Origin of the sequence: Streptomyces sp. NPDC001890, from assembly GCF_042891445.1 — a bacterium.
In the GTDB taxonomy this organism is placed as follows: Bacteria; Actinomycetota; Actinomycetes; order Streptomycetales; family Streptomycetaceae; genus Streptomyces.
On the sequence record NZ_JBIATE010000017.1, the window covers coordinates 143,546 to 164,566 of the forward strand.

At 69.5% G+C, this 21,021-nt stretch carries 17 protein-coding genes and 1 pseudogene; 8 read left to right on the forward strand and 10 right to left on the reverse strand.

The annotated features are described in order from the left end of the window. Nucleotides 1–161: 161 nt before the first annotated feature. A complete protein-coding gene (locus tag ACFYY1_RS31145) occupies nt 162–4,037 on the reverse strand; it encodes an endo-alpha-N-acetylgalactosaminidase family protein (RefSeq protein ID WP_388591461.1) in 3,876 nt (1,291 codons plus the stop codon). Nucleotides 4,038–4,161: 124 nt separating this feature from the next. Continuing rightward, nucleotides 4,162–4,548, reverse strand: a complete 387-nt coding sequence (locus tag ACFYY1_RS31150) for a hypothetical protein (protein ID WP_388591517.1) — start codon at nt 4,546–4,548, stop codon at nt 4,162–4,164. Between the two features lie 166 nt (nt 4,549–4,714). On the opposite strand from ACFYY1_RS31150, the gene sigJ reads away from it, so the two are divergent. Next, the gene (sigJ, locus tag ACFYY1_RS31155; protein ID WP_388591463.1) at nt 4,715–5,632 is read left to right on the forward strand and encodes an RNA polymerase sigma factor SigJ; all 918 of its coding nucleotides are present in this window, start codon (nt 4,715–4,717) and stop codon (nt 5,630–5,632) included. 6 nt (nt 5,633–5,638) lie between these two features. On the opposite strand, the gene ACFYY1_RS31160 is transcribed toward sigJ, so the two are convergent. Both ACFYY1_RS31160 and ACFYY1_RS31165 read right to left on the reverse strand, forming a co-directional pair. Then, nucleotides 5,639–6,511 (reverse strand): MBL fold metallo-hydrolase, encoded by an 873-nt coding sequence (locus tag ACFYY1_RS31160; protein WP_376627196.1) that lies wholly within the window; start codon nt 6,509–6,511, stop codon nt 5,639–5,641. 92 nt (nt 6,512–6,603) lie between these two features. After that, nucleotides 6,604–7,014: pseudogene (locus tag ACFYY1_RS31165) on the reverse strand (ATP-binding protein); the annotation flags it as partial. A gap of 111 nt (nt 7,015–7,125) precedes the next feature. Between ACFYY1_RS31165 and ACFYY1_RS31170 the strand changes: the two are divergent. The 3 genes from ACFYY1_RS31170 to ACFYY1_RS31180 all read left to right on the forward strand — a co-directional run bounded on the left by ACFYY1_RS31170 (nt 7,126) and on the right by ACFYY1_RS31180 (nt 9,579). Next, entirely contained in the window at nt 7,126–7,950 is an 825-nt protein-coding gene (locus tag ACFYY1_RS31170) for a helix-turn-helix transcriptional regulator (RefSeq protein ID WP_358945751.1), read from the forward strand. After that, nucleotides 7,947–8,192, forward strand: coding sequence for a DUF397 domain-containing protein (locus tag ACFYY1_RS31175; protein ID WP_388591465.1), 246 nt, complete (start codon nt 7,947–7,949; stop codon nt 8,190–8,192). The genes ACFYY1_RS31170 and ACFYY1_RS31175 overlap by 4 nt, the downstream gene beginning before the upstream one ends. A 172-nt stretch (nt 8,193–8,364) precedes the next feature. After that, nucleotides 8,365–9,579: a glycoside hydrolase family 64 protein gene (locus ACFYY1_RS31180; protein ID WP_388591518.1), complete on the forward strand. Its 1,215-nt coding sequence runs from the start codon at nt 8,365–8,367 to the stop codon at nt 9,577–9,579. 10 nt (nt 9,580–9,589) lie between these two features. On the opposite strand, the gene ACFYY1_RS31185 is transcribed toward ACFYY1_RS31180, so the two are convergent. Next, nucleotides 9,590–10,537, reverse strand: a complete 948-nt coding sequence (locus tag ACFYY1_RS31185) for a type VI immunity family protein (protein WP_388591467.1) — start codon at nt 10,535–10,537, stop codon at nt 9,590–9,592. Nucleotides 10,538–10,835: 298 nt separating this feature from the next. On the opposite strand from ACFYY1_RS31185, the gene ACFYY1_RS31190 reads away from it, so the two are divergent. Continuing rightward, nucleotides 10,836–11,993, forward strand: coding sequence for an IS256 family transposase (locus ACFYY1_RS31190; RefSeq protein ID WP_388591519.1), 1,158 nt, complete (start codon nt 10,836–10,838; stop codon nt 11,991–11,993). Between the two features lie 142 nt (nt 11,994–12,135). Then, entirely contained in the window at nt 12,136–12,573 is a 438-nt protein-coding gene (locus ACFYY1_RS31195; RefSeq protein WP_388591469.1) for a hypothetical protein, read from the forward strand. Nucleotides 12,574–13,014: 441 nt separating this feature from the next. Here the strand turns inward: ACFYY1_RS31195 and ACFYY1_RS31200 are convergent, their stop codons facing one another. Both ACFYY1_RS31200 and ACFYY1_RS31205 read right to left on the reverse strand, forming a co-directional pair. Next, on the reverse strand, nt 13,015–14,286 hold the full coding sequence (locus ACFYY1_RS31200) for an MFS transporter (protein WP_388591470.1): 1,272 nt from the start codon (nt 14,284–14,286) through the stop codon (nt 13,015–13,017). After that, nucleotides 14,283–14,465 (reverse strand): hypothetical protein, encoded by a 183-nt coding sequence (locus ACFYY1_RS31205; RefSeq protein ID WP_388591472.1) that lies wholly within the window; start codon nt 14,463–14,465, stop codon nt 14,283–14,285. Before ACFYY1_RS31205 ends, ACFYY1_RS31200 begins: the two co-directional genes overlap by 4 nt. Before the next feature lie 309 nt (nt 14,466–14,774). On the opposite strand from ACFYY1_RS31205, the gene ACFYY1_RS31210 reads away from it, so the two are divergent. Continuing rightward, complete coding sequence (locus ACFYY1_RS31210) at nt 14,775–15,062, forward strand: DUF1905 domain-containing protein (protein WP_388591473.1); 288 nt, start codon at nt 14,775–14,777, stop codon at nt 15,060–15,062. Nucleotides 15,063–15,481: 419 nt separating this feature from the next. On the opposite strand, the gene ACFYY1_RS31215 is transcribed toward ACFYY1_RS31210, so the two are convergent. Then, entirely contained in the window at nt 15,482–16,006 is a 525-nt protein-coding gene (locus tag ACFYY1_RS31215) for a hypothetical protein (RefSeq protein WP_388591475.1), read from the reverse strand. A 248-nt stretch (nt 16,007–16,254) separates the two neighbouring features. Between ACFYY1_RS31215 and ACFYY1_RS31220 the strand changes: the two genes are divergently transcribed. Beyond that, the gene (locus ACFYY1_RS31220; protein ID WP_388591476.1) at nt 16,255–16,878 is read left to right on the forward strand and encodes a YceI family protein; all 624 of its coding nucleotides are present in this window, start codon (nt 16,255–16,257) and stop codon (nt 16,876–16,878) included. 178 nt (nt 16,879–17,056) lie between these two features. On the opposite strand, the gene ACFYY1_RS31225 is transcribed toward ACFYY1_RS31220, so the two are convergent. After that, on the reverse strand, nt 17,057–18,058 hold the full coding sequence (locus tag ACFYY1_RS31225; RefSeq protein ID WP_388591521.1) for an NAD(P)/FAD-dependent oxidoreductase: 1,002 nt from the start codon (nt 18,056–18,058) through the stop codon (nt 17,057–17,059). Nucleotides 18,059–18,180: 122 nt separating this feature from the next. Next, entirely contained in the window at nt 18,181–20,805 is a 2,625-nt protein-coding gene (locus tag ACFYY1_RS31230; RefSeq protein ID WP_388591478.1) for a SpoIIE family protein phosphatase, read from the reverse strand. Nucleotides 20,806–21,021: the final 216 nt, after the last annotated feature.

The following is a 21,021-nucleotide window of genomic DNA, read 5'->3' on the forward strand; positions in this document are numbered from 1 at the left end:
GCCGCACGAGAATACGCGCGTAGCGGGGGCCGCTCCCAGACCTCGGACACACTGCGGTCACTCCATGTCCACCCGGTGTCACGGAGCGGGAGCCGCCGGGGCACACGTGAAGCGGGGCGGGGCGGCCCGCCAGGGACCGCCCCGCCCCGCGCCGGATCGCGTCAGCCGCCGCAGTGGAAGCGGGCGTCGCCCCAGTCCGCGTGGTCGTTGCCGTTGCCGTCGCCGCCGTCGCCGACGACCAGTTCGACGTACTTGGCCCCGGTGACGTCCGCCGTCAGCGACCAGGCGCTGTCGGCCGCCTTCAGCACGGGCGACTTCACCTTCTCGGTGCCGTCGGCCGTGACGGAGAACTGCACGCTGCCGGCGCTCTTCTGCACGTCGTCCACCCCGACCTGGGCAGTGAACGAGGTGCACTTCCCGCCCAGGTAGTAGCGGATCCTCGCCGGTGCATGGCTGCCGAGCCCCTTGGTGTAGACGGTGCCGCCGACGGTCAGCGGGGAGCCGTCGCCGGTGCCGGTCTCACCGTTGGAGAGGTCCTTCTCCACTGGGCCCCAACCGTTCTGGGCGGCCGTCCAGTCCAGGTCGCTGGCCCAGCTGTCGGTGGTGGGCGGCGGCGGCAGGGTCCGTACGGAGGTCTGCGCGCCGAGCGTGCGCCGCGCACCGCCGACGGTGTAACCCGCCTCGGAGCTCAGGCCGTACGTCCGGTACTCGGCATCCACCGGCGGGGTGACCTGCCAGCTGCCGGTGGCCTGGGCGCCCGCCGCGACGGATTCGAAGGTGACGGCGCCGGTGGGCTCCGCCTGCCAGCCCTCGGGCACGGTCAGGCTCAGCGCGACGCCGGTCGCCGCAGTCGCCTCGTAGTTGGTGAACGAGACCTTGACGGTGTTGGCGGTGCCCGGCTCCAGGGTCTCCGCGGCCGGTGCGACGGCGAGGGTGCCGCAGGCGGCCTGCTCGGAGTCGGGGGCCGGGCCGAGGTCGGTCACGGTGAAGGAGTCGAGGACGAAGTCGGCGCCGTCGGGGGCGTCGTCGCGCTTGCGCAGCCCGGTCCAGGTGTCGCCGCAGCCCGCGACGACGGTCTCGGCGAAGTGGCCGGTGGTGCGCTGCTGTCCGATGGCGGTGGTCCGGGTCTCGACCGAGTCGGGCTTGCCGTCGGCGGTGATCCGGTCGTAGCCGTCGACCCACTCGTAGGCGCCCGCGTGGCTGGACTGGTAGTCGTACTCGACCTTGTAGCGGTGCCCGTCGGTCATCGGCACGGTCCACGGGGCGGTGCGGTAGACGAGTCCGGAGTTCTCCTCGTGGGACTTGAGGGACTCCTTGCCGCCGATCACGTCGTCGATCAGCTTTCCGTTCCAGCCGGCCTGGGTGTACGGGGCGTGCAGCTGGGAGATGACGGTGCGGGGGTCGGTGGAGCCGCCCGCGTCGCCCTTGAGGAAGGGGCCCCAGCCCTGGTCGACGGCCTCGAAGTCCTCGTAGGACAGGGTGTTCGCCTTCGTCTGCGGGGCGTTGGCGACGATGCGTACGTCATCGGCCCGGACACTCGCGGCGCTGCCCTCGGCCGCCTCGATGCGCAGGGTGGTGCTGCCGTTCGCGGGGGCGGTGAAGTTCACCTTGGCCCGCTGGAAGTACGTGCCGTGCTGCTCGGACGCGGCGACGTAGTCCTTGGCGGTGGAGCGGTCCACCGAGACGGACTTCCCGCCGATCGAGAGCGTGGTGTGCCGGCTCTTTCCGGGCTGGACCTCGATGAGCGCGGACGCGGTGTAGCGCTTGCCGGGGGTGAGGCCGTCGATGCGCTGCGAGAGCGCGGCGGTGGCGCTGCCGGAGAGCTGGGCGCCGGTGAGGCCGTTGGCGTCGGTCTCACGGGCGACGGTGCCGGTCTTCGACCAGGCGCTCAGCCCCTTGTCGTTGAAGCCCGGGTCGTCGACCGGGGTGCCCTCGCCCCACCGGGGGTCGGCGGCCTTCGGGGCCTCCTGCGGGTAGAGGACGTACGGCTGCCCCGCCTCGGCGGTCAGCGTGATCCTCCCGTCGACGGGCTTGACCGTGCCCGCCTCGACCCGGCCGTTGTCGGTGAGCTCGTAGACGGTGTACGTGCCGTTCGACGGCACCGCCCAGCTGCTCGTACCGCCGGACTTGCTGTAGTGGTACAGCTTCTTCCCGCCGTCCCAGGGCAGCAGGTAGTCGGTGCCGCTGAGGACCTTGCGGCCGTGGTCGTAGAACGTCCGCCTGCCGTCCTCGACCGTGCCCCGGACACCGCCGGTGAAGGTGATGTCGTTGCCGTCCCAGCGGGTGATCTTCTGGTGCTGGAGGTACTTGGCGGGCAGGTTGCGCTGCCAGATGTTGCTGGAGAAGGCGTTCCAGTCGGTCTCGTTGGTCCAGCCCTCGAACTCCTCGATGGCCGTCTGGCCGAGGACCGGGTCGTTGTTCCAGACGTCCTTCTCGCCGTTGCGGATGAACCGGATGATCTTCGAGTTGAGGCCCTTGTTGGTGGCGCCGCCGTAGTCGAGGTCATTGGCCCAGTGCGACCAGAGCGAGCCGCGCTCGAACTTGTCGGCCCACTCGGTGGCGACGTTCCAGCCCTGCTTCTGCACGGACTGCAGGGTCTTGTCCGCGATCCAGCCGTGCGAGTAGTAGACGTCGATGTAGAGCAGGCTGAGATTGGGGTCCGTCTCGTCGCGCAGCTGCTGGAAGCGCTTGGCCAGATCACCGCTGTTGATGTCGCGGCGCTGGTCGATGTAGTAGCTCTGGCCCAGCCAGTTCCAGCCCGGCTTGGTCTTGTCGACGAGCTTCTCGTCGAAGGCCCTGGCCTCCGGGTACGCCTCGGTGGCGTTGACGTGGACGCCGAAGGTGGCACCCCACTTCTTGCCGTCCTTCAGGAGCGCGTTGAGGTCCTTCAGCCCGCCGGCGCGCTTGTTGTAGTCGCCGCCGTAGTCGGGGTGGGCGGAGTCGTGGCCCTCGGAGGCGTAGCCCTTGAGGAGCGCGAGCTGCCCGAGGCCGTCGGTGGCGAGCGAGACCCGCTTGACGTCGTCGAGGGTGCGCAGGAAGGGGTGGGTGGCCTGGCTGGCGAAGTTGAACGGGATGTGGGTGACGACCCGGTCCGGGGTGTCCTTGCTGCCGGGCGCCACGACGCCGATGGAGCGGAACGCGACGGCGCCGTCCTGCCAGTCGACCGCCTTGTCGCCGTTGGCGTCGGGGGTGACGACGACCTTCGCCCAGGGCAGGTCGTCCCCGCTCTCCGGCTTCGGCGCCCCGTCCCCGCGGTAGGTCCACTGCCCGGACCAGACGCCGACCCGGACGCCGCCGTCGTCGGCCTTGCGGGCCTGGTGCCAGAACCGGGCGTCGTCGCCGCCGGTGGCGCCGGACGGCTTGTCGTACGAGGAGTTGGACTCCACGGCCGCGGCGAGCGAACCGGTGTTGACGATGGCGTAGGAGGCACCGACCGGCGCCTTGTCGGCGGCGGTGTCCGCGGTGACCTTGGAGAAGACGTCGGCGGTCTTCGTCGAGTCGTTGTCCAGCCGGGTGAAGGCGGTGGCCCCGCCGGTGTCCGTGGAGCCGACGGAGACCAGGTCGTGGCCGGGGATGTCGATGGTGCCGACGCGGAACGCCTCGGTGTCGCGGACGGCCGTCACCTTGAAGGTGGTGGCGCGTCCGGAGACGGAGAGCGAGGCGTCGATCTCGATGCCGGGCAGGTCGGTGAAGAGCAGCGTGTAGCGGGCGGCCGAGGCGGTGACCACGGGGGCGCCCTTGAGCTTCACCGGATGCGCGGTGCCGTTCAGGGTCACGGCGGCGACCGGCTGGGTGCTGCCGAACAGCTGACTGCCGGTGGCCTTGTCGGTGTACGCAAGGACGCGCGGGAAGTCGTCGGCGACGGCGACCGAGAGCTGCCCGGACCCGATGACGGTGGCGCCCGCGGGGACGGCCGGCCCGACTGCGGCGGGCGCGGGGGCGGAGGCGGCGGTGGCGGGGAGCGCGGTCCCCACCAGCGCCAGGACGGCGGCTGAGGCGGCGGCGACAGCGCCCGCCGAAGTGAATCTTCGCGACATGTGCCCTGAGTAGTCGCCGTGACCGGACACCGTCAACGACCTGCGGCGACTCGGAGCCCTCCAGTCCAACAACCGCGTTGCGTAAGTCCAAGTGGACGGCAAGTGTCCGGTCCGGTCCGCGATTTCAGCCGCGGCGCCCCTCGCGCGGCGCTCCCATGGTGTGGTGGGCCAGCGCCAGCACGCTCAGGCCGAACATCAGGACGCCCAGCGGGACATGGACCGACGGGACTCGCGCGATACCCAGCACGACCTGCGCCGAGGCGAGGACGAGGAAGCCGGACGCGTACCCGATGGGCCGGGCCGGACCGCCGCCCGGCCGCCACGCCAGCACCGCGGCGAGCACGTACAGCATCGACGCCCCGTACATCACGCGCGCCCCGATGCCGTGCAGCAGCTCACCGTGCGACGAGGACAGCAGCACACCGGCGCTGACCGCCTGGAGGAAGATGGTCAGGGTCTGCAGGCCGACCGATATCCGCAGGAACGCGGCAGTCTTCGTCGTTCTCGCCATTGCCGTTGCCGATGCCGATGTCGTTGCCGATGTCGTCTGCGTGGTCATGACGTCGTCCCCTTGTCCGCCCGGAAGCAGTGGATCGATAAGGTCTCACCAGCCCGACGACACAGCTCCGCGAAATGCAAGGCGGGAACGAGAACGGCGGGCTTGGGGGGAAGTGGTGATGGCCAGGGGTGCACCCACGTGGAGCGCGGCGGACATCGACGGCGAGCGGCGCCAACTCATCAACATCGCCTACCGGTTGCTCGGTTCGCTGGCCGAGGCCGAGGACGCCGTGCAGGAGGCGTACGCCCGCTGGTACGCACGTTCACGCAGCGAACGGGCGGCCGTCGTGTCGCCCGGCGCCTGGCTGACGACGGTGACCGGGCGCATCTGCCTGGACGTGCTCGGCTCGGCGCGGGCCCGGCGCGAGCGCTACGTCGGCGCATGGCTGCCCGAGCCGCTGCCCGACCGCCGGGAGTGGGCCGACGGGCGCGACACCGGCGTTGTCGATCCCGCCGACCAGATCACCCTGGACGAGTCGGTGACCATGGCCTTCCTCGTCGTCCTGGAGTCGATGACGCCCGCCGAGCGGGTCTCCTTCGTACTGCACGACGTGTTCCGCTACTCCTTTCCCGAGATCGCCCGGATCGTCGGCCGCACCCCGGGTGCCTGCCGGGAGCTGGCGAGCTCGGCCCGGCGGCGGGTGCGTGGAGAGCGCGCCCCGGTGACCACGGCCGCAGCGCAGGCCGAGGTGGTGCGGCGGGTGAAGGAGGCGTGGGAGGCCAAGGACATCACGGCGCTCGTCGGCCTCCTGGACCCCGGCGCCGTGATGACCGCCGACGGCGGCGGCCTGGTCGGCACCGTGCTGCGCCCGGTCGAGGGCGGCGCGCGCATCGCCCAGTACATGATCGCGATCGCCGACAAGGCTCCCGGCCTGCGGCTCCTGGAGCGCTCGGTGGCCGGCGCGCCGGGCCTGATCGCCCAGCACGCGGGCGTCACCGCGACCGTGGCGGCGTTCGACGCCTCCGGTGGCCGCGCCACCCGGATCTGGGTGGTCCGCAACCCGGAGAAGCTGCGCCTGTGGACGCCGGGTGCGTGAACGCCCTCACCAGCGCAGGGCCGTGAAGTCGATCGGCTGGGGTCGCAGCAACGCCGCGCGTTCCGCGAGCGCGACCAGCCGCCGGGACATCTCGTCTGCGTCCAGCCGACGCCGGTCGCCGTGCCCCGGCAGCACCCACTCGAACCGCAACTTCCCCGCCGTCCGCGCCAGGGAGGCGGCCAGCTCCTCGATCGAGTACCAGGTCACGCTCTCCACGACTTCGAGGTCCTCGGTCGTGCGCGACCAGTAGAAGCTGTCGCCGCTGAAGCAGTACCGGTCGTCCGCGAGGTAGAGCACGCTGCCCCGGGTGTGGCCGGGCAGCGGGTGCGCGGTGACACCCTCGCCGATCTCCACCGGGTCGAGCCCCCGGATCACCTGGTCCGCGTCCGGCACCGCGTCGAGGTCGCCCTCGTGGATCCACAGCCTGGCCCCGAAGTGGTCGGCGTAGCGGCGCCCGTGCGCGACGTGGTCGCGGTGGGTGAGCAGTACGTCGGTGACGGGCCCGGTGGCCGCCACGTACCGCTCGGCGAGACCCGGGCTCCAGCGCGGGGTGTCGATCATCATGACCGTGCCGGACGGGCGCCGCAGCAGATAGGAGTTGGCACCGGCGGTGTGCGTGGAGTTGTGCCCGCAGATCAGTACGCCGTCGTCCAGCGCCATCGGGAACGGGTCGAGCGCGGGGTCCGGCTGCCCGGACGCGGGCCGGATCGACCGGGTGTGGCAGGCGAAGACGGCAGCGTGTAAGCGCCGGTTCTCCGCGTCGTCGACCGGCTGCCGCAGAATCCGCGACGCCCCCTCCTCCTCGATGATCAGCTCGGGCGCGAACTGTCGGGCGACGTCGCAGTTGGTGCAGCGGTCGTCCACGTACCAGCCATCCACGGCAGGGCTCCTTCACTTCCACGGGAAGCGACCCCGTCGAGGGCCGCCGCTCCAGGAATAGCCCACGCACCGCCGGAATCGGTAGACCGCACCGACACCTCGAACTCGCACCACACCACCTTGCCGGGGTCCCGCTCCCCCACCCCCCACTTGTCCGCGACCGCCGCCACCAGCCGCAGCCCACGACCCCCTTCCTCCTCGGAATCCGCCCAGGAATCCGCGATCCGGACCTCCCCGTCACCACTGTCGTGGACCTCGACGCGCAGGGTCCCGCCGTCCGGTTCCAACTGGAGCCGGAGGCGAAACCCGCGACCGGGCGGGACGCCGTGCAGCAGGGCATTGGTGACGAGCTCGCTCACACAGAGCAACACGTCGTCGACCCGGCCGTCGCACGCCCAGTCGACGAGAGCCTCGCGCACGAACTGTCGTACGAGCGGGACGGATCGGCGTTCCCTGCGGTGGAACACCTCGCGGATGTGGGGGAGTTGGGTTGTCTCGTTCACGCAGCCAACGTCACACATAGTCACTACGGTTGAGCAGCGCGTGGGGTCGTACAACGGATTTGTACGAGCTCTGACGGGTCATCCGGGGTTCGTGACGGGGAGAGGCAGTTCATGCAACCGGCAAAGCAGAAGAGCAAGCGGGTCACGTCCTGGCATCTGATCGGCGCCCAGTTGGCGATGTTCCGCAAGGCGGCCCGTATGACACAGGCAGCCCTGGCCGAGCGCTGCTCCGTGGGCGACGACACGATCGCGTCGATCGAGCAGGGACGCAGAGCGCTCCAGTGGGACTTCGCGGTCCAACTGGACGAACTGCTGGACACGAAGGGGGCGTTGCAGGTCGCGGTATCGAAGGTGCCGCAGAAGGAGCGGTTCACGGCGTTCGTACAGAACTTCGTGGACTACGAGCAGGAGGCACTGACCCTGCTCTCGTACCAGGACCGGGCGGTTCCGGGACTGCTCCAAACAGAGGAGTACGCCCGGTTCGTCTTCGCTTGCGAATACCCGCCCCTGGAGGACGAGCAACAGGAGCAGTGGGTCGCAGACCGACTCGATCGACAGAAGCTGCTCAACCGCAAACCCCGCCCCATGCTGCACTTCATCCTGGAGGAGAGCATTCTGCGCAGTCAGATCGGCGACCCCGCCATGATGCGGAACCAGATCCGACATCTGCGCCAATGCATGGAACTCCCGTTCCTGGGGCTCCAGATCATGCCGATGAAGCTGCCAAAACACGCCGGGCTGGCGGGGCCGATGGTGCTGCTGGAAACTCCCGACCACGACCACCTCGTCTACGTGGAAGGCCAGCTGACCAGCTACCTTCACGAGGATCCAGATGATGTCAGCCCGCTCCAGCACAAGTATGGGATGCTGCGTTCGCAGGCGCATTCCGTCGAGGAGAGCGCGCGCCTACTGGACGAAATGCTTGGAGAGAAATGACCCACGCACGCACCGCCCTCGCCTGGTTCAAGTCCAGCTACAGCACCGGCCAGGGCGGCGACTGTCTCGAAGTCGCCTACGACTGGCACAAGTCGAGCTACAGCGGCCCCCAGGGCGGCGACTGCGTAGAGGTGGCCGCCCACCCCGCCGCCGTGCACATCCGCGACTCCAAGGTGGCCGACGGCCCCGTCCTCACCGTTCCCCCCACCGCCTGGACCGCGTTCCTGAACGCCACGGTCTGACCGCGTTACGGCCCGGGACACCGGGCCGCAACCTCCCCCACACTCCGCCGAGTTGTGAAGACTTCCCGCTTCTGAGAGCGCTCTCAGTCATAAGTCTTGACGCCCGATGCGGCCCTCACGAGAGTGGTTGACCCCCCACAAACCTCGGGAGTCTCTCGTGATCTCACGCAGAATGTTCCTGACGGGCGGCGCCGCCGCCACCGCGACCACCCTCACCTACCCCCTCTGGGGCAGCGCCCTCAGCCCGAGCGCATCCGCCGCCCCCGCGACCTGCGAACTGGCCCTGGAGAACCGCTCGTTGCCCGGCAGGATCAACGCCTACGTCACCGGCCACGAGCAGGGCACCGACCGCTGGGTGCTGCTGCGGGCCGACGGCAGCGTCTACCGCCCCGACTCCCCCGCCGCACCGCAGACCCCCCTGCCGGTCGACTGCGCCATCCCCCTGAACGCGGCGGGCGGCGGACCGGTGGTGCTCACCCTCCCCCAGATGTACGGCGCCCGCGTCTACTTCGTACGCGACGACACGCTCACGTTCTATCTGAACCCCGGCCCCGCCCTGGTCGAGCCGGCGTTCGCGACGTCCACCGACGCCAACTACGGCCGCACCTGGTCGTTCTGCGAGTTCACCTTCAACCCTCAGCAGCTGTACGCGAACATCAGCTACGTCGACCTGGTCACCGCGCTGCCGATCGGCCTGACCCTGACCGGCGACGCGACGCACACCGTGGCTCCGCTCCCGGACGGCGCGGTGCAGCGGATCGCGGACGGCCTCACCGCCCAGGCCGCCGCCGACGGCCAGCCGTGGGACAAGCTGGTGATCCGCGGGGCGGACGGCAACGTACTGCGGGTGATCTCGCCGCAGAACCTGATGGCACCGTTCTTCGACCGCCCGGACGAGATGCCGTTCCGGGACGTGTTCACTTCCTACATCGACCGGGTCTGGGAGAAGTACCGCTCCACCGACCTGCGGATCGACCTCCAGGGCGGCCGGGGAGTACGCACCGGCCGGGTGAACGGCGACCTCCTGACCTTCGAGGGCGGCCACACCTTCACCAAGCCCGTCTCCAAGGACGTCTTCACCTGCAACCACGGCCCGTTCGCGAACAACCCGGGCGACCCGGACGACAAGAAGGCCCTCCTGGCCCGCCTGGCCTCCGGCTTCAACCGCTCCCTGATGCTCACCCACCCCGACCAGCCGAACGGCACCTCGGCCGCCGACTACTACCGGGACCCGGCCACCAACCACTGGTCCCGCGTCGTCCACGCCAACACCCCGATCGGCTACGCCTTCCCCTACGACGACGTCCGCCCCGACGGCGAACCCGACGTCTCGGGCGCCGCCAACGACGGCAACCCGCGCCGCTTCACGGTGACCGTGGGGGCCTGAACTCCCGAGGTCAAACGTCGAAGAGAACCATGTGCGTAGAGGGCTGGCCCGGTGCAGGAGCCGGCCGCCGGAATTCTCCCTCGATGAGCGTCGTGCGCAGGGCGCGGTACACGGCCTCCACTCGCTCGCCCCGGTACTCATGGAACCAAGGAGTGGCCTGAAGCAACAAAGAGTCGTTCGGTAGCACCGAGATCGAGGAGAAGGCGCCGGAGTTGCGCAGGGCATCGATACCTCCGAGGCTGCGCACGATATCACCGGAGACCACCGTGAGCCACGAACACCCTCTGAGTTGCTCACGCCAATTTGGCGTGTTGTGCGATGGAACACGCGCCGGGCCACGAAGATATCTCTCCACTTCAGTACGCCCGCCAGAATGAGCGTACGAGAAGTGACCGAACACCACGTTGTAGCGACTGCATGCCCACTCAACCGCAGCCAACAGGCGCGAATGCCCGGTTTGCGCGGTATCGGGATTAACCAACACGGCCTCATCGATACGGCATGAGAGTTTCACATAATTCGACAATTCATCATCAAAGGAAACCGAAAGTCGAATTACGGAATTAGAGATCTCGCCGCCTGCGGAAAACTCGCCGATCTCGACATCAGCCGATTCCGGTTTCTCGATCAGGCGATTCATCAACCACGGCAGGGCATCCTTCACATAGGGGTTGTACAGAACATCGAACACACCCTGGGGAGCAACTGATACAGAGCCCCACAGTCCGGAATTCCCTTGCGTCGGCATACTGTCACGCGCTCGCGAGAATCCATTCGCCGAGACTCGAAGCCCCTGCTGAATCCTACCCAATTCGCCACCGATGGCAGACTTGGCAACCCCCTCGGTAAGCCAGCCAAATGCTCCGGCAGACAAGTCATCGAGATTCTCGCCATAGACAGTAAGCTCCATCACGAGATCATGACTGAGACCGGAGTTTACCGAGATGAAGGCATCCATTTGACACCTCAAAGATTTCTGAGTTTTAGGCGGGAAGCCAGGGTATCTCAACCTCGGCGCCCCGCCTTCAATGCTGCCGTCACCTCGGCCGACCTCCGAGGTGGCGCAAGCTACCCTACGCCAAAGGGGTCGGTCACCATCTCCCCAACTACGTAAAGCACTCCTGCCCCTATTACACCCCAGGCAATATCCCTTTGCTTCTGCGGCGTCGGCTGCCATGCCTGGATTGTGATTGGCGCGGACACAGGGACTGGCTCCCTGATCGACTAGATCGTCCGCGAGGGCGCCCGCCGCCGCGCTGGAGGCCGAAGTCAACCAGTACATAGCCGAGCTGGCCGCCGAGCGCGATGAGCGCGGGCACCGCCTGGTGGTCCGTAACGGCCACCACCGGCCCCGCACCGTCGTGACCGCCGCCGGTCCGGTCGAGGTCACCGCGCCGCGGGTCAACGACCGGCGCGTCGATGAGGAGACCGGCGAGCGCCAGCGGTTCTCCTCCAAGATCCTTGCGCCGTGGTGCCGCAAGTCGCCCAAGGTCAGCGAGGTGCTGCCGCTGCTCTACCTGCACGGACTGTCCTCGGGGGACTTCGTGCCCGCGCTGGAGCAGTTCCTCGGCTCGGCGGCCGGCCTCTCGCCGGCGACCGTGACCCGACTGACGAAGCAGTGGAGCGAGGACCACGCCGTCTTCCAGGAGCGTGACCTGTCGGATCGCGACTTCGTCTACGCGTGGGCCGACGGGGTGCACCCCAAGGTGCGGCTCGGGCAGGCGCACTCGTGCGTGCTGGTGCTGCTCGGGGTGCGGCTGGACGGCACGAAGGAGCTGATCGCGCTGGCCGAGGGGCTGCACGAATCCACCGAGTCGTGGGCCGACTTGCTGCGCGACTGCCGCCGACGCGGCATGCGCGACCCGGAACTGGTGGTCGGCGACGGCGCGATGGGGTTGTGGAAGGCCCTAGCCGAGGTCTTTCCCGCCGCCCGTCATCAGAGGTGCTGGGTTCATAGAGCCAGAAATGTAACGAACGCACTGCCGAAGCCCGCGCAGCCGGGCGCGACGAAGGCGATGCAGGAGATCTACAACGCCGAGGGCCGCTCGCACGCCGGGAAGGCGATCGAGGCCTTCGCGAAGACCTACGGGGCCAAGTGGCCCAAAGCCGTCGCCAAGATCACCGACGATGCGGAGGAACTGCTGGCGTTCTACGACTTCCCGGCCGAGCACTGGATCCACCTGCGGACCACGAATCCCATCGAGTCGACGTTCTCCACGGTCAAACTGCGGACCAAGGTCACCCGCGGGGCCGGCAGCCCGGCCGCGGCCCTGGCGATGGTGTTCAAGCTGGTCGAGTCCGCCCAGAACCGCTGGCGCGCGATCACCGGCGCCTCCCTCGTCGCCCTGGTCCGCTCCGGCGCCAGGTTCGAGAACGGCGTCCTGGTCGAGCGCGAGGAGGCCACCGCAGCCTGATCGCACGTCACTCCAACGACAGCTTCTGGAGATGCTCGCCCCCGTCGTCGCAGATGCTCTCGCCACCCCGGCAGAATGGTCTCCTCAACGAGGTGGGCGGGACGTGGAGGCGATACGCGCCCAACGGTGATTCACTGGCCCGATGAGCACGTTCGACGAGTACCTCACGGACTGGGAGTTCGGCGAGGACTGGCGGCCAGTGGTCGAGCACCTGGCGGCCCGCGTCACGAGCTGGCCCAGTGGGGCGCCGGCACCTGAAGACTTTTGCGTGGACTTCCCCGTCGACGTCCTATGGACAGACGGCCTGCTGGTGTGGACGAGCCTGGTGGACCCCGTGCGCGACGTGATCAGCACCTGCTTGGGCGGCCAGATCGACCGCACGGGTCTTCGCTGCGGCATCCTGAACCCCCACAATCCGGGAGACCACCTTGACTGCCGCTTCGTCCTTCTCGGTGAAGGAAGATCCCTTTCTGAACTGGCAGATGTGTTTCTGGATTGGGTAGCCGCCGAGGGCGCACGTCTCTCGATCAGTCGACCGCAGCCCCTGCGCACGCCGAGATCCGTGCAACCAGAGGCCTGATCACGCTTCACTCCACCCACAACTTTTGACAATGGCTCCCGCCCCTCGTGTGCCGCCAGCCGCCGCGTCCGTGTGATGAGTGCCCCGGTTCCCATGCGCCTCAGTGAATCAGAGGGACCCCTGAATTCTCCCCGGATGGAATGCGCAGCTTTTCTTACGCAGGCAGAGCTCTGCTGGATCCCCGGTGCCAAGGCCCCGTCAGACGTTGATCGTCCACGGGCGGGGTTCTGGGTGCTTCTTCGGGATGCGGGCAGCGGTGATCGCCGGGTGGCCGTCCGGTTCGGGGGATCCGAGATCTCTCGCAGGTCAGCGGGCGGCTCTTCTCATTTCGCCGTCCACCGGCCGACCGTTGCGCGGTGGCTCCAGGCTGCACAGCTGCCGCAGTGGCGCGATTCTTCCCGCCCCTGTCATCGGGCAGGGCGTTGCTCAAGACGGTCTGTTTCAGGATGCCTTCTGGTCGGTGGGCTTCTCGGTCCCGGTGGTCACCCGTGCTCCTCGGAAGAGCACCGGGAGCCACAGGAGGCATGCCAGCAGGGGGACCGCGGCGTAGGTGGCCATGCCCACGCCGGAGCCCAGCCCGTCCATGAGCGCGCCGAGGACGAGATAGCCGATGCCGATGAGCGCCGACTCCACGCATGCGATCATCGACAGCAGGCTCGCCCGGTGGCGCGACGGCACGGCCTCGTTGAACACGTTGTCCACGATCACGGCGGTGATCTCGGGAATCCCGACCAGAACCAGGAACGCCGCGATGGTGACCCAGACGAGGCCGAGGCCGCTCAGTCCGAGTGCCGCGGCGAGCGTCAGGAGAGACACCGGGACCATGACCCGATACCCGATGCGCCGGTCCGCGCGGTCCGACAGCAGCGGAATGAGCCCGCCGGCGAAGAATCCCGCCGCTATGACCACGCTGACCACTGCGGTGCCCGCCCCCTGATCGGAGAGGGTCTTCTGCGTAAAGATGATGTACGGCGTCAAAGTCGCATGCATCAGTCCGGAGACCACGACAAGCGTCACGAGCGCCGGCGTGGCGACCCGAAGCATCGCCCGCCATGCTGTGGCGTCGCGGTGCGACTGCTCGGCTCCGTCCTGCTCGTCCACCGCGTCCGCGCCGCGGATCTCGGGCACCCGTGACATCAGCACCACCACGGCCAGGGCGAGGCACGCCGCCGAACCGGCGTAGACGACTCCCCAGGAAATCTGCTGCAGTTGGCCACCGAGGACGATGGCGGCTCCCGAAGTGACCGTCCCGAGCATGGTGAACCGGGACTTGATCTTGACGTAGCCGGCCGTTGCGCCACGACGCACGAGCAGGTCGTACAGCAGGGCGGTGTCCGAACCGGACACACATGCCATGCCCACGCCCTGCCCGATGAACAGCGCCAGGAACACCCAGTAGTCGGAGAACGCCATCTGACCGAGCAGGCATCCAGCTATCAGCAGCTGGCCGATCACGATGCCGGCACGCCTGCCGATTCGGTCGGCGATGACTCCCGTCGGCAGCTCCGCGAGTCCGCTGACCAGGTAGAGCAGTGTCTGCAGGAGAGCCACTTGCCCGGCGGAGAAGCCTCGCTGCTGAAGGAAGAGAACGAATACGCCGCGCTGGAACAGCGTGTTGGCGAGCACGGCGTATACGTAGAAGGGCCGCGTGACACCTCGTGCTGCGTTGCCGACCGCGGCCGACCCGCCAAGGGCCTCCGTGGTGCCGGTCATGCTGCGGGCTCCCTGGTGACTCCGGTGATCATGAGTGCTGGGCCTCCACCGCCGACCGGAACCTCCGGTCCGTACTTCGCGCAGGATGCTGGGCCGGCCATCCGGGAACCGTTGCCCGCACCGGCGAGCTTCCCCTTCTCGGCCACCAGCACGGGCAGACCGCACATGACGCGCGACATCAGGAGTCCCCTCTTTCCAGCACATCCGCGATGGCTCACGCCGTATCAAGTCCCCCGTCGGACCTCGCCGGTCGGGAGGCCGGCCGGCCGGAGCGAACCGTGCGCTCGTGACTTGCGACTCGTGACGCATGTGAGCACCCAGCGAAGTATTGAATGCTGCCGAGTTGATGAGCAAGGCCGTTCGGGTCACTCCGCCCGGTCCTTCACGGCGGTCGCCTCCCGCAGGTGAGCGACCGCCACCTCCTTTGCCGGGTGGGCCCGCGTGTACGCTGCCCCGCATTCGGGTCCCTCGATGAACGGATCGACCTCGTGCACGTTGAATTCACCGGCCGCGTCATCGAGTGGCGAGGGCCTTCACCGTTCTACTTCGCCGCCGTGCCGGCCGAACAGGCCGCCGACATCCGCGAGGTGGCCGCGCTGGCCACGTACGGCTGGGGCGCGGTCCCCGTGGACGCGCGCATCGGCGAGACCGCGTTCACCACGTCGCTCTTCCCCAAGGACGGCAGTTACCTGTTGCCGCTCAAGAACGCGGTCCGTAAGCCGCAGGGACTCTCGGCCGGTGACGAGGTGACCGTGACGGTGACCGTCCGCGTGTAGCTCGGCCCTCCCGAGCGTACGTCGCGATCCACGCGACGGCGAGCACGACACCGGCAACCCCCCGCGCCGAGGATGCCGACGGACGTCCAGGTCCCCTTTCCGTCCGCTGCGGAGCGCACCCCGCCGGCGAGCCCGCCGATGGCCGTGCAGAGGCCGAGGACGAATGTCCGTGAACTCCGGGGGCTCAGCCGGTGCCACGGATTCGGGCGACTGCGACCGGGCGGCGGCGGGCCTGCGGAGCGTGTCACCGGTGTCTCGCCCTTCCGGTCCGGGTTCCGGTGATCGTGATGGCTGGCCGGCTCGGGCCGGGGCCGGGGCACTCGACCATGCTCATCCGGTCACGGAGAGCAGTACGGGGTGCCCCTGTCCGGTGGACCGGGGCACCCCGTACGGGTGGGTCGAGTCGATGCGCGCGGAGGTCAGCAGCCGCCGCAGTTGTAGTACGTCACATCCCAGTGGTTGCCCTCGTCGGCGTAGACGTTGCCGGAGCCCGCCTGGTACTGGGGGGCACCGTCGCCGCGCACACCGATGTAGGTGAAGACGTTGTGGACGTAGTTGGTGAGGCAGGTCGACTTGGCGAAGTCGAGCTTGTAGCCGTTCCAGTGCGAGTACGTGCCGCTGGCGTGCCCGGTCTCGGTGCCGCCGGTGATGTTCAGCGCGCAGCCGGTGGCGCTCTTGAGGGTCTGGGCGCCCTGGGCGGTGGCCAGGTTGAGCTGGTCGAACGAGGTGCAGGTGGCGACGTTGCGGTTGGAGCAGCCACCGGAGGACGACCAGGTGATCCCGGAGGAGCTGAACCGGGCGGTGGCCTGGGCGTGCGTGAGCTTGGTGACGGCGTGGGCCTGGGGGGCGCCACTGCCGAGGACACCGACGCCCGGGGCGAAGAGGACGCCGAGGACGAGGGCGAGTGCGGTCAGGACGGGGCGCAGTCTCATACGGGACACCATGGGGGGACTCCTCCTGCTCATGACAATTACATGCAGGGAGATACTGCCCGAGTTCTACGCGCGTCCGCCAGAGGCGGGCGGCATCTACGGGCAGCAATTGCGCGGGCGTTCGACCGGCGTTCACGACACGATCCGGCACACTTCCGACTTCGATGTTGAATGTTGAACTAGATCGCGCTACAGTCAATCTCGTTGAAGGTTAAACAACTCCTTCGGCCCCGCTCGATCACGTCCCCCAAGGAGGAGCCATGGCTCTGTTCGGCCGCAAGAACAACAACGCCCCCGCCACCACCACTGTCGCCCCCGCCGTCGACCCGGCCCTGGCCGCCCTCACCGGCGAGTACACGATCGACCCGGCCCACAGCAGCATCGGTTTCACCGTGCGCCACGCGATGGTCACCAATGTGCGCGGCTCCTTCGGTGAGCACGAGGGCACGCTGAAGCTGGACGGATCCGACCCGGCGAACTCCACCGCGTCCATCGACGTCAAGATCGCCAGCGTCGACACCGGCATCGCCGACCGCGACGGCCACCTGGTCAGCGGCGACTTCTTCGACGCCGAGAAGTTCCCGCTCATGACCTTCCGCTCCACGCGTGCCGAGCAGCTCGGCGGCGACACGTACCGCGTCACCGGTGACCTCACCATCAAGGACGTCACGCGTCCGCTCTCCATCGACCTGGAGTTCAACGGCTCCGCCACCGACGTCTACGGCAACGAGCGGGTCGGCTTCGAGGGCAGCACGAACATCCTGCGCTCCGACTGGGGCCTGACCTGGAACGCGGCGCTGGAGACCGGCGGTGTGATGGTCAGCGACAAGGTCAAGCTCAACTTCGACATCTCCGCGATCAAGTCCGCCGCGACCCAGGCCTGACGGGTACCGCCGTCTGACGGGTACCGTCGCCGACGCGTACCGCCGCTTGGCGCGTACCGCCGGCTGGGGCCTTTGGTCCCCGTCCCACGCCTGAAACCGAGCGCGCCCGCCCTCTCCTCCCCCGCCCGGGGAGGGAGGCGGGCGCTCGGCGTTGCCCCGGCGGCGCGGGGCGGCCCGGTCAGCCCCGGCGGGCGGCGACCGCGCGGTTCACGTCGTCGGTGATCAGGTCCGCGTTGATCGCGGCGGCGGCCTGCACCCCGGCTGCCGCGGCGGCGACGACCTTCCCCCTCGGGTCGGCGACATTGCCGGCCACCCAGATGCCGGGCACCTCCGTCGCCCCGGCCGGGTCGGCGGCGACGTACGTCCCGATCACCTGGCCCTCCGCCTCCATCCCGGCCGCCTCCAGCCCCAGACCCGCCAGGAAGTCCGCGCGGGCGGTGAAGCCGGGGTGCACCACGACGGCCTCGCGCGGGATCACCCGGCCGCCTGCCAGCCGCACCCCGGTGAGCCGGTCGTCCGTCACTTCCAGGCCGGCCACCTCGCCGTCGACCACGGCGATGGAGCGGGCGGCCAGCTGCTCGTACTCCTCGTCCGTGGGCTCGGGCCCGGTGTGGCGGAAGAGGGTGATGTCCTCGCTCCACTGGCGCCACATCAGCGCCTGGTGCACGGCCAGCGGGCCGGTGGACAGGATGCCGATCGGTCGGGAGGCCACCTCCCGACCGTGGCAGTACGGGCAGTGCAGGACGTCGCGCCCCCACCGCTCGGCCACGCCGGGCACCGGGGGCAGCTCGTCGACCAGGCCGGTGGTCACCAGGAGCCGGCGCGCCACCACCGGGGGCCCGTCCTTGCGTACGACGCGGAATCCCGCGCCGTCGGGCAGCCGCTCGGCGGCCACCACGGCGTCCTGGACGAGCTCTCCCCCGTAACGGGTCACCTCGTCCCGGCCGATGGCCAGCAGCTCCGAGGGCGGGATGCCGTCGTGTCCCAGGTACCCGTGCATGTGCCCGGCGGGGGCGTTGCGCGGCTGCCCGGCATCGATCACCAGCACCGACCGGCGCGCCCTGGCCAGGGTCACGGCCCCGCTCAGTCCGGCGGCGCCACCGCCGATCACCACCACGTCGTAGGGGCGGTCCGGGTCGACGTCCGTGTCCCGGCCGCTGGTCGCGCTGCTGCTGGTCATGTCGTTCATGAGGAGCACCTCCCTTTCGTCTTCGACCTTTCACCGGGAGAGTGCGTGACCTGGCACCGTATCGGCAAATTTCATTGCCGTAGCAGCAAATCACTGCGTGGGCCACCCGGGCCCTAGAGGTCGCTCTCCTCCGGTTCGCCGACCGCCTGCTCGGACCAGATGACCTTGCCCGTCTCGGTGTAGCGGGTCCCCCAGCGTTCGGCGAACTGGGCGACGAGGAACAGGCCCCGGCCGCCCTCGTCCGTCGTCGCCGCGTAGCGCAGGTGCGGGGAGGTGCTGCTGCTGTCGGAGACCTCGCAGATGAGGTTGCGGTCGTACAGCAGGCGGACCTCGATGGGCGCGGTGCCGTAGCGCACCGCGTTGGTGACCAGTTCGCTCAGGATCAGTTCGGTGGCGAACGCCTCCTCCTCCAGGCCCCGGTCCGCGAGCCACTGCGAGACGTTCTTGCGGACCCCGGCGACGGCCGCCGGGTCGGTGGCCACGGCCCACTGCGCGACCTGGTCCGGATCGAGCCTGTGGGTGCGGGCCACCAGCAGCGCGATGTCGTCGTCGGGCCGGGCGTTCAGCAGCGCGCCGAGCACGTCGTCGCAGGTCTCCTCAGGCGTCCGGTCGCGGCCGGCGAGGCTGTCGCGCAGCTGGGCGAGACCGGTGTCGAGGTCCCGGCCGCGTCGCTCGACGAGGCCGTCCGTGTACAGGACGAGACGGCTCCCCTCGGGGACGTGGAACTCGGCCGCCTCGAAGGGCATGCCGCCGATGCCGAGCGGAAGCCCGGTCGGGACCTCGGGGAAGTCGACCGTGCCGTCGGGGAGGACCAGCACGGGCCCGGGGTGGCCGGCGCGGGCCACCGTGCAGTTCCCGGAGACCGCGTCGTAGATCGCATACAGGCAGGTGGCCCCGGCGATCTCGGCGCCGCCGTCGGCGGCCTCGTCCCGGTCGATCCGCATGACCATTTCGTCGAGATGCCCGAGGAGTTCGTCGGGGGTGGGATCCAGCGAGGAGAAGTTGTGGACGCCGGTGCGCAGCCGCCCCATGGTGGCCGCGGCGTGCAGCCCGTGCCCGACCACGTCGCCGACGACCAGCGCCACCCGGGCGCCGGACAGCGGGATCACGTCGAACCAGTCGCCGCCCACCCCCTCGTACGCGGGCAGATAGCGGTAGGCGACATCGAGGGCGTTCTGCTCGGGCAGGCCGCGTGGCAGCAGGCTGCGCTGCAACGTCACGGCCAGTGCGTGCTCCCGCGTGTAGCGGCGGGCGTTGTCCACGCCGACCGCGGCCCGCGCCACCAGTTCCTCCGCGAAGGACATGTCGTCGTCGTCGAACGGCTCCGAATCGCCCGAGCGCCAGAAGTTGGCCATGCCCATGACCATGCCGCGCGCGTGCAGCGGCACCGAGATGAGCGAGTGGAATCCCTGCTCCCTGAGCTGCTCGGCCACGGCGGGGTCCCAGTTCCGCCAGCCCAGCGTCGTGAAGTCGTGCTTCAGGTCGGCATCGTCGCTGTGCACCCGCATGGCCCGGGTCCGGTTGGGGACGAAGGCCACCACATGGCCGAGCGGGTACAGCGGATGGTCCGCGCGGACCGCCGCGACGGCGGTGCGGCGCATCGCCAGCGTGGCGCCGTCCGGGGTGACCGGTTCGTCGCCGCTCAGTACGGGATCGGCGAGGTCGACCGTCGCGGCGTCGGCGAAGCCGGGGGTCGCCACCTCCGTCAGCTCCTGGGCCGTCCGGGTCACATCGAGGGTGGTGCCGATCCGGGCACCGGCCTCGTACAGGAGCAGCAGTCGTTCGGTCGCGAATTCCGCCTGTCCCGTGACCGCGCGGAGTTCGGTGGTGTCCCGCAGGGTCACCACGGTGCCGGGCGGACCGCCGTGCGTGTCGGTCGGGCGGAGGTTGACGGCCAGCATCCGGTTGCCGGCCCGCAGCACCTCGTCCGTGACGGTCCGGCCGGAGACCAGCAGGCCCGCCGTGTCCGCGGCCAGCCCGAGCTCCGCCACGGCCCGGCCCTCGGCGTCCCGCGGCAGGTCGAGGAGTCTGCGGGCCTCGTCGTTGGCGAGGGTCAGCCGCTGGTCGGCCCCGATGATCAGGACGCCCTCGCGGACCGCGTGCAGCACCGCGTCGTGGTGCTCGTACATCCGGGTCATCTCGGCGGCCCCGAGACCATGGGTCTGGCGGTGCAGCCGTCTGCTCAGGAGCGCCGCGCCGCCCGCGGTGAGCGCGAGGGCGACCGCCGCGGCGAGCGCGGCGAGCGGGATGGACTGGTCCGCCATGCTGTTCACGGACGCGACGGTGATCCCCACCGACACCACTCCGGCGACCGAGCCGTCGGGCCGGGGCACGGGCACGACCGAGTTGACCGCGGGTCCTCTGCTCGCGGAGAAGGTCCGGGTGAACGCCTGGCCGGCCACCGCCTCCTTGAAGTACGAGCCCACGAGGCGCTTACCGATCAACGCGGGGTCGGGGTGGGTGTAGCGGATGCCCTGGGGGCTCGCCAGGACCACGTAGTCGACATGGGTCAGCTTGCGGACCTCCTCGGCGCGCGGTTGCAGGATCGCGGTGGGGTCTCTGCTGTCCAGCGCGGCGGCGGTCCCGGGCGCGTGGGCGAAGGTCTCGGCGACGCTCAGGGTGCGGGCGCGGGCGTCGTCCATGGTGTCGCGGCGGCCCTGCACCACCAGCGCGACGGCCCCCGCCGCGACGAGCAGCAGCACGAGGCCGAGGACGAAGACGAAGACCTGGCCGGCCACGGTGTGCAGGCTGAACAGGGAGCGCAGCTCGCGCCCCGGGGACCAGCGGGTATGGCCCCGGCCGCCGGACGGCGCGGGCCCCTGCCGGCCCGGGCCTCCGCCATCGTGCCGATGTGATCGCCGGGCGGCGCGTCGCAGCCGCGCCCGGAATCGGCCGATACCAGACATAACTTCAGGTCTAGCATGAATCGCACCTGCCCGAGCGGTCGCCGGTCG

What these genes read in the sequence shown, in the direction of transcription:
- ACFYY1_RS31145 (WP_388591461.1), bottom strand. Translation starts at nt 4,037, where the DNA reads ATGTCGCGAAGATTCACTTCGGCGGGCGCTGTCGCCGCCGCCTCAGCC.
- ACFYY1_RS31150 (WP_388591517.1), bottom strand. Translation starts at nt 4,548, where the DNA reads ATGGCGAGAACGACGAAGACTGCCGCGTTCCTGCGGATATCGGTCGGC.
- sigJ (WP_388591463.1), top strand. Translation starts at nt 4,715, where the DNA reads ATGGCCAGGGGTGCACCCACGTGGAGCGCGGCGGACATCGACGGCGAG.
- ACFYY1_RS31170 (WP_358945751.1), top strand. Translation starts at nt 7,126, where the DNA reads ATGCAACCGGCAAAGCAGAAGAGCAAGCGGGTCACGTCCTGGCATCTG.
- ACFYY1_RS31175 (WP_388591465.1), top strand. Translation starts at nt 7,947, where the DNA reads ATGACCCACGCACGCACCGCCCTCGCCTGGTTCAAGTCCAGCTACAGC.
- ACFYY1_RS31180 (WP_388591518.1), top strand. Translation starts at nt 8,365, where the DNA reads ATGTTCCTGACGGGCGGCGCCGCCGCCACCGCGACCACCCTCACCTAC.
- ACFYY1_RS31185 (WP_388591467.1), bottom strand. Translation starts at nt 10,537, where the DNA reads ATGGATGCCTTCATCTCGGTAAACTCCGGTCTCAGTCATGATCTCGTG.
- ACFYY1_RS31195 (WP_388591469.1), top strand. Translation starts at nt 12,136, where the DNA reads ATGAGCACGTTCGACGAGTACCTCACGGACTGGGAGTTCGGCGAGGAC.
- ACFYY1_RS31200 (WP_388591470.1), bottom strand. Translation starts at nt 14,286, where the DNA reads ATGACCGGCACCACGGAGGCCCTTGGCGGGTCGGCCGCGGTCGGCAAC.
- ACFYY1_RS31205 (WP_388591472.1), bottom strand. Translation starts at nt 14,465, where the DNA reads ATGTCGCGCGTCATGTGCGGTCTGCCCGTGCTGGTGGCCGAGAAGGGG.
- ACFYY1_RS31215 (WP_388591475.1), bottom strand. Translation starts at nt 16,006, where the DNA reads ATGGTGTCCCGTATGAGACTGCGCCCCGTCCTGACCGCACTCGCCCTC.
- ACFYY1_RS31220 (WP_388591476.1), top strand. Translation starts at nt 16,255, where the DNA reads ATGGCTCTGTTCGGCCGCAAGAACAACAACGCCCCCGCCACCACCACT.
- ACFYY1_RS31225 (WP_388591521.1), bottom strand. Translation starts at nt 18,058, where the DNA reads ATGACCAGCAGCAGCGCGACCAGCGGCCGGGACACGGACGTCGACCCG.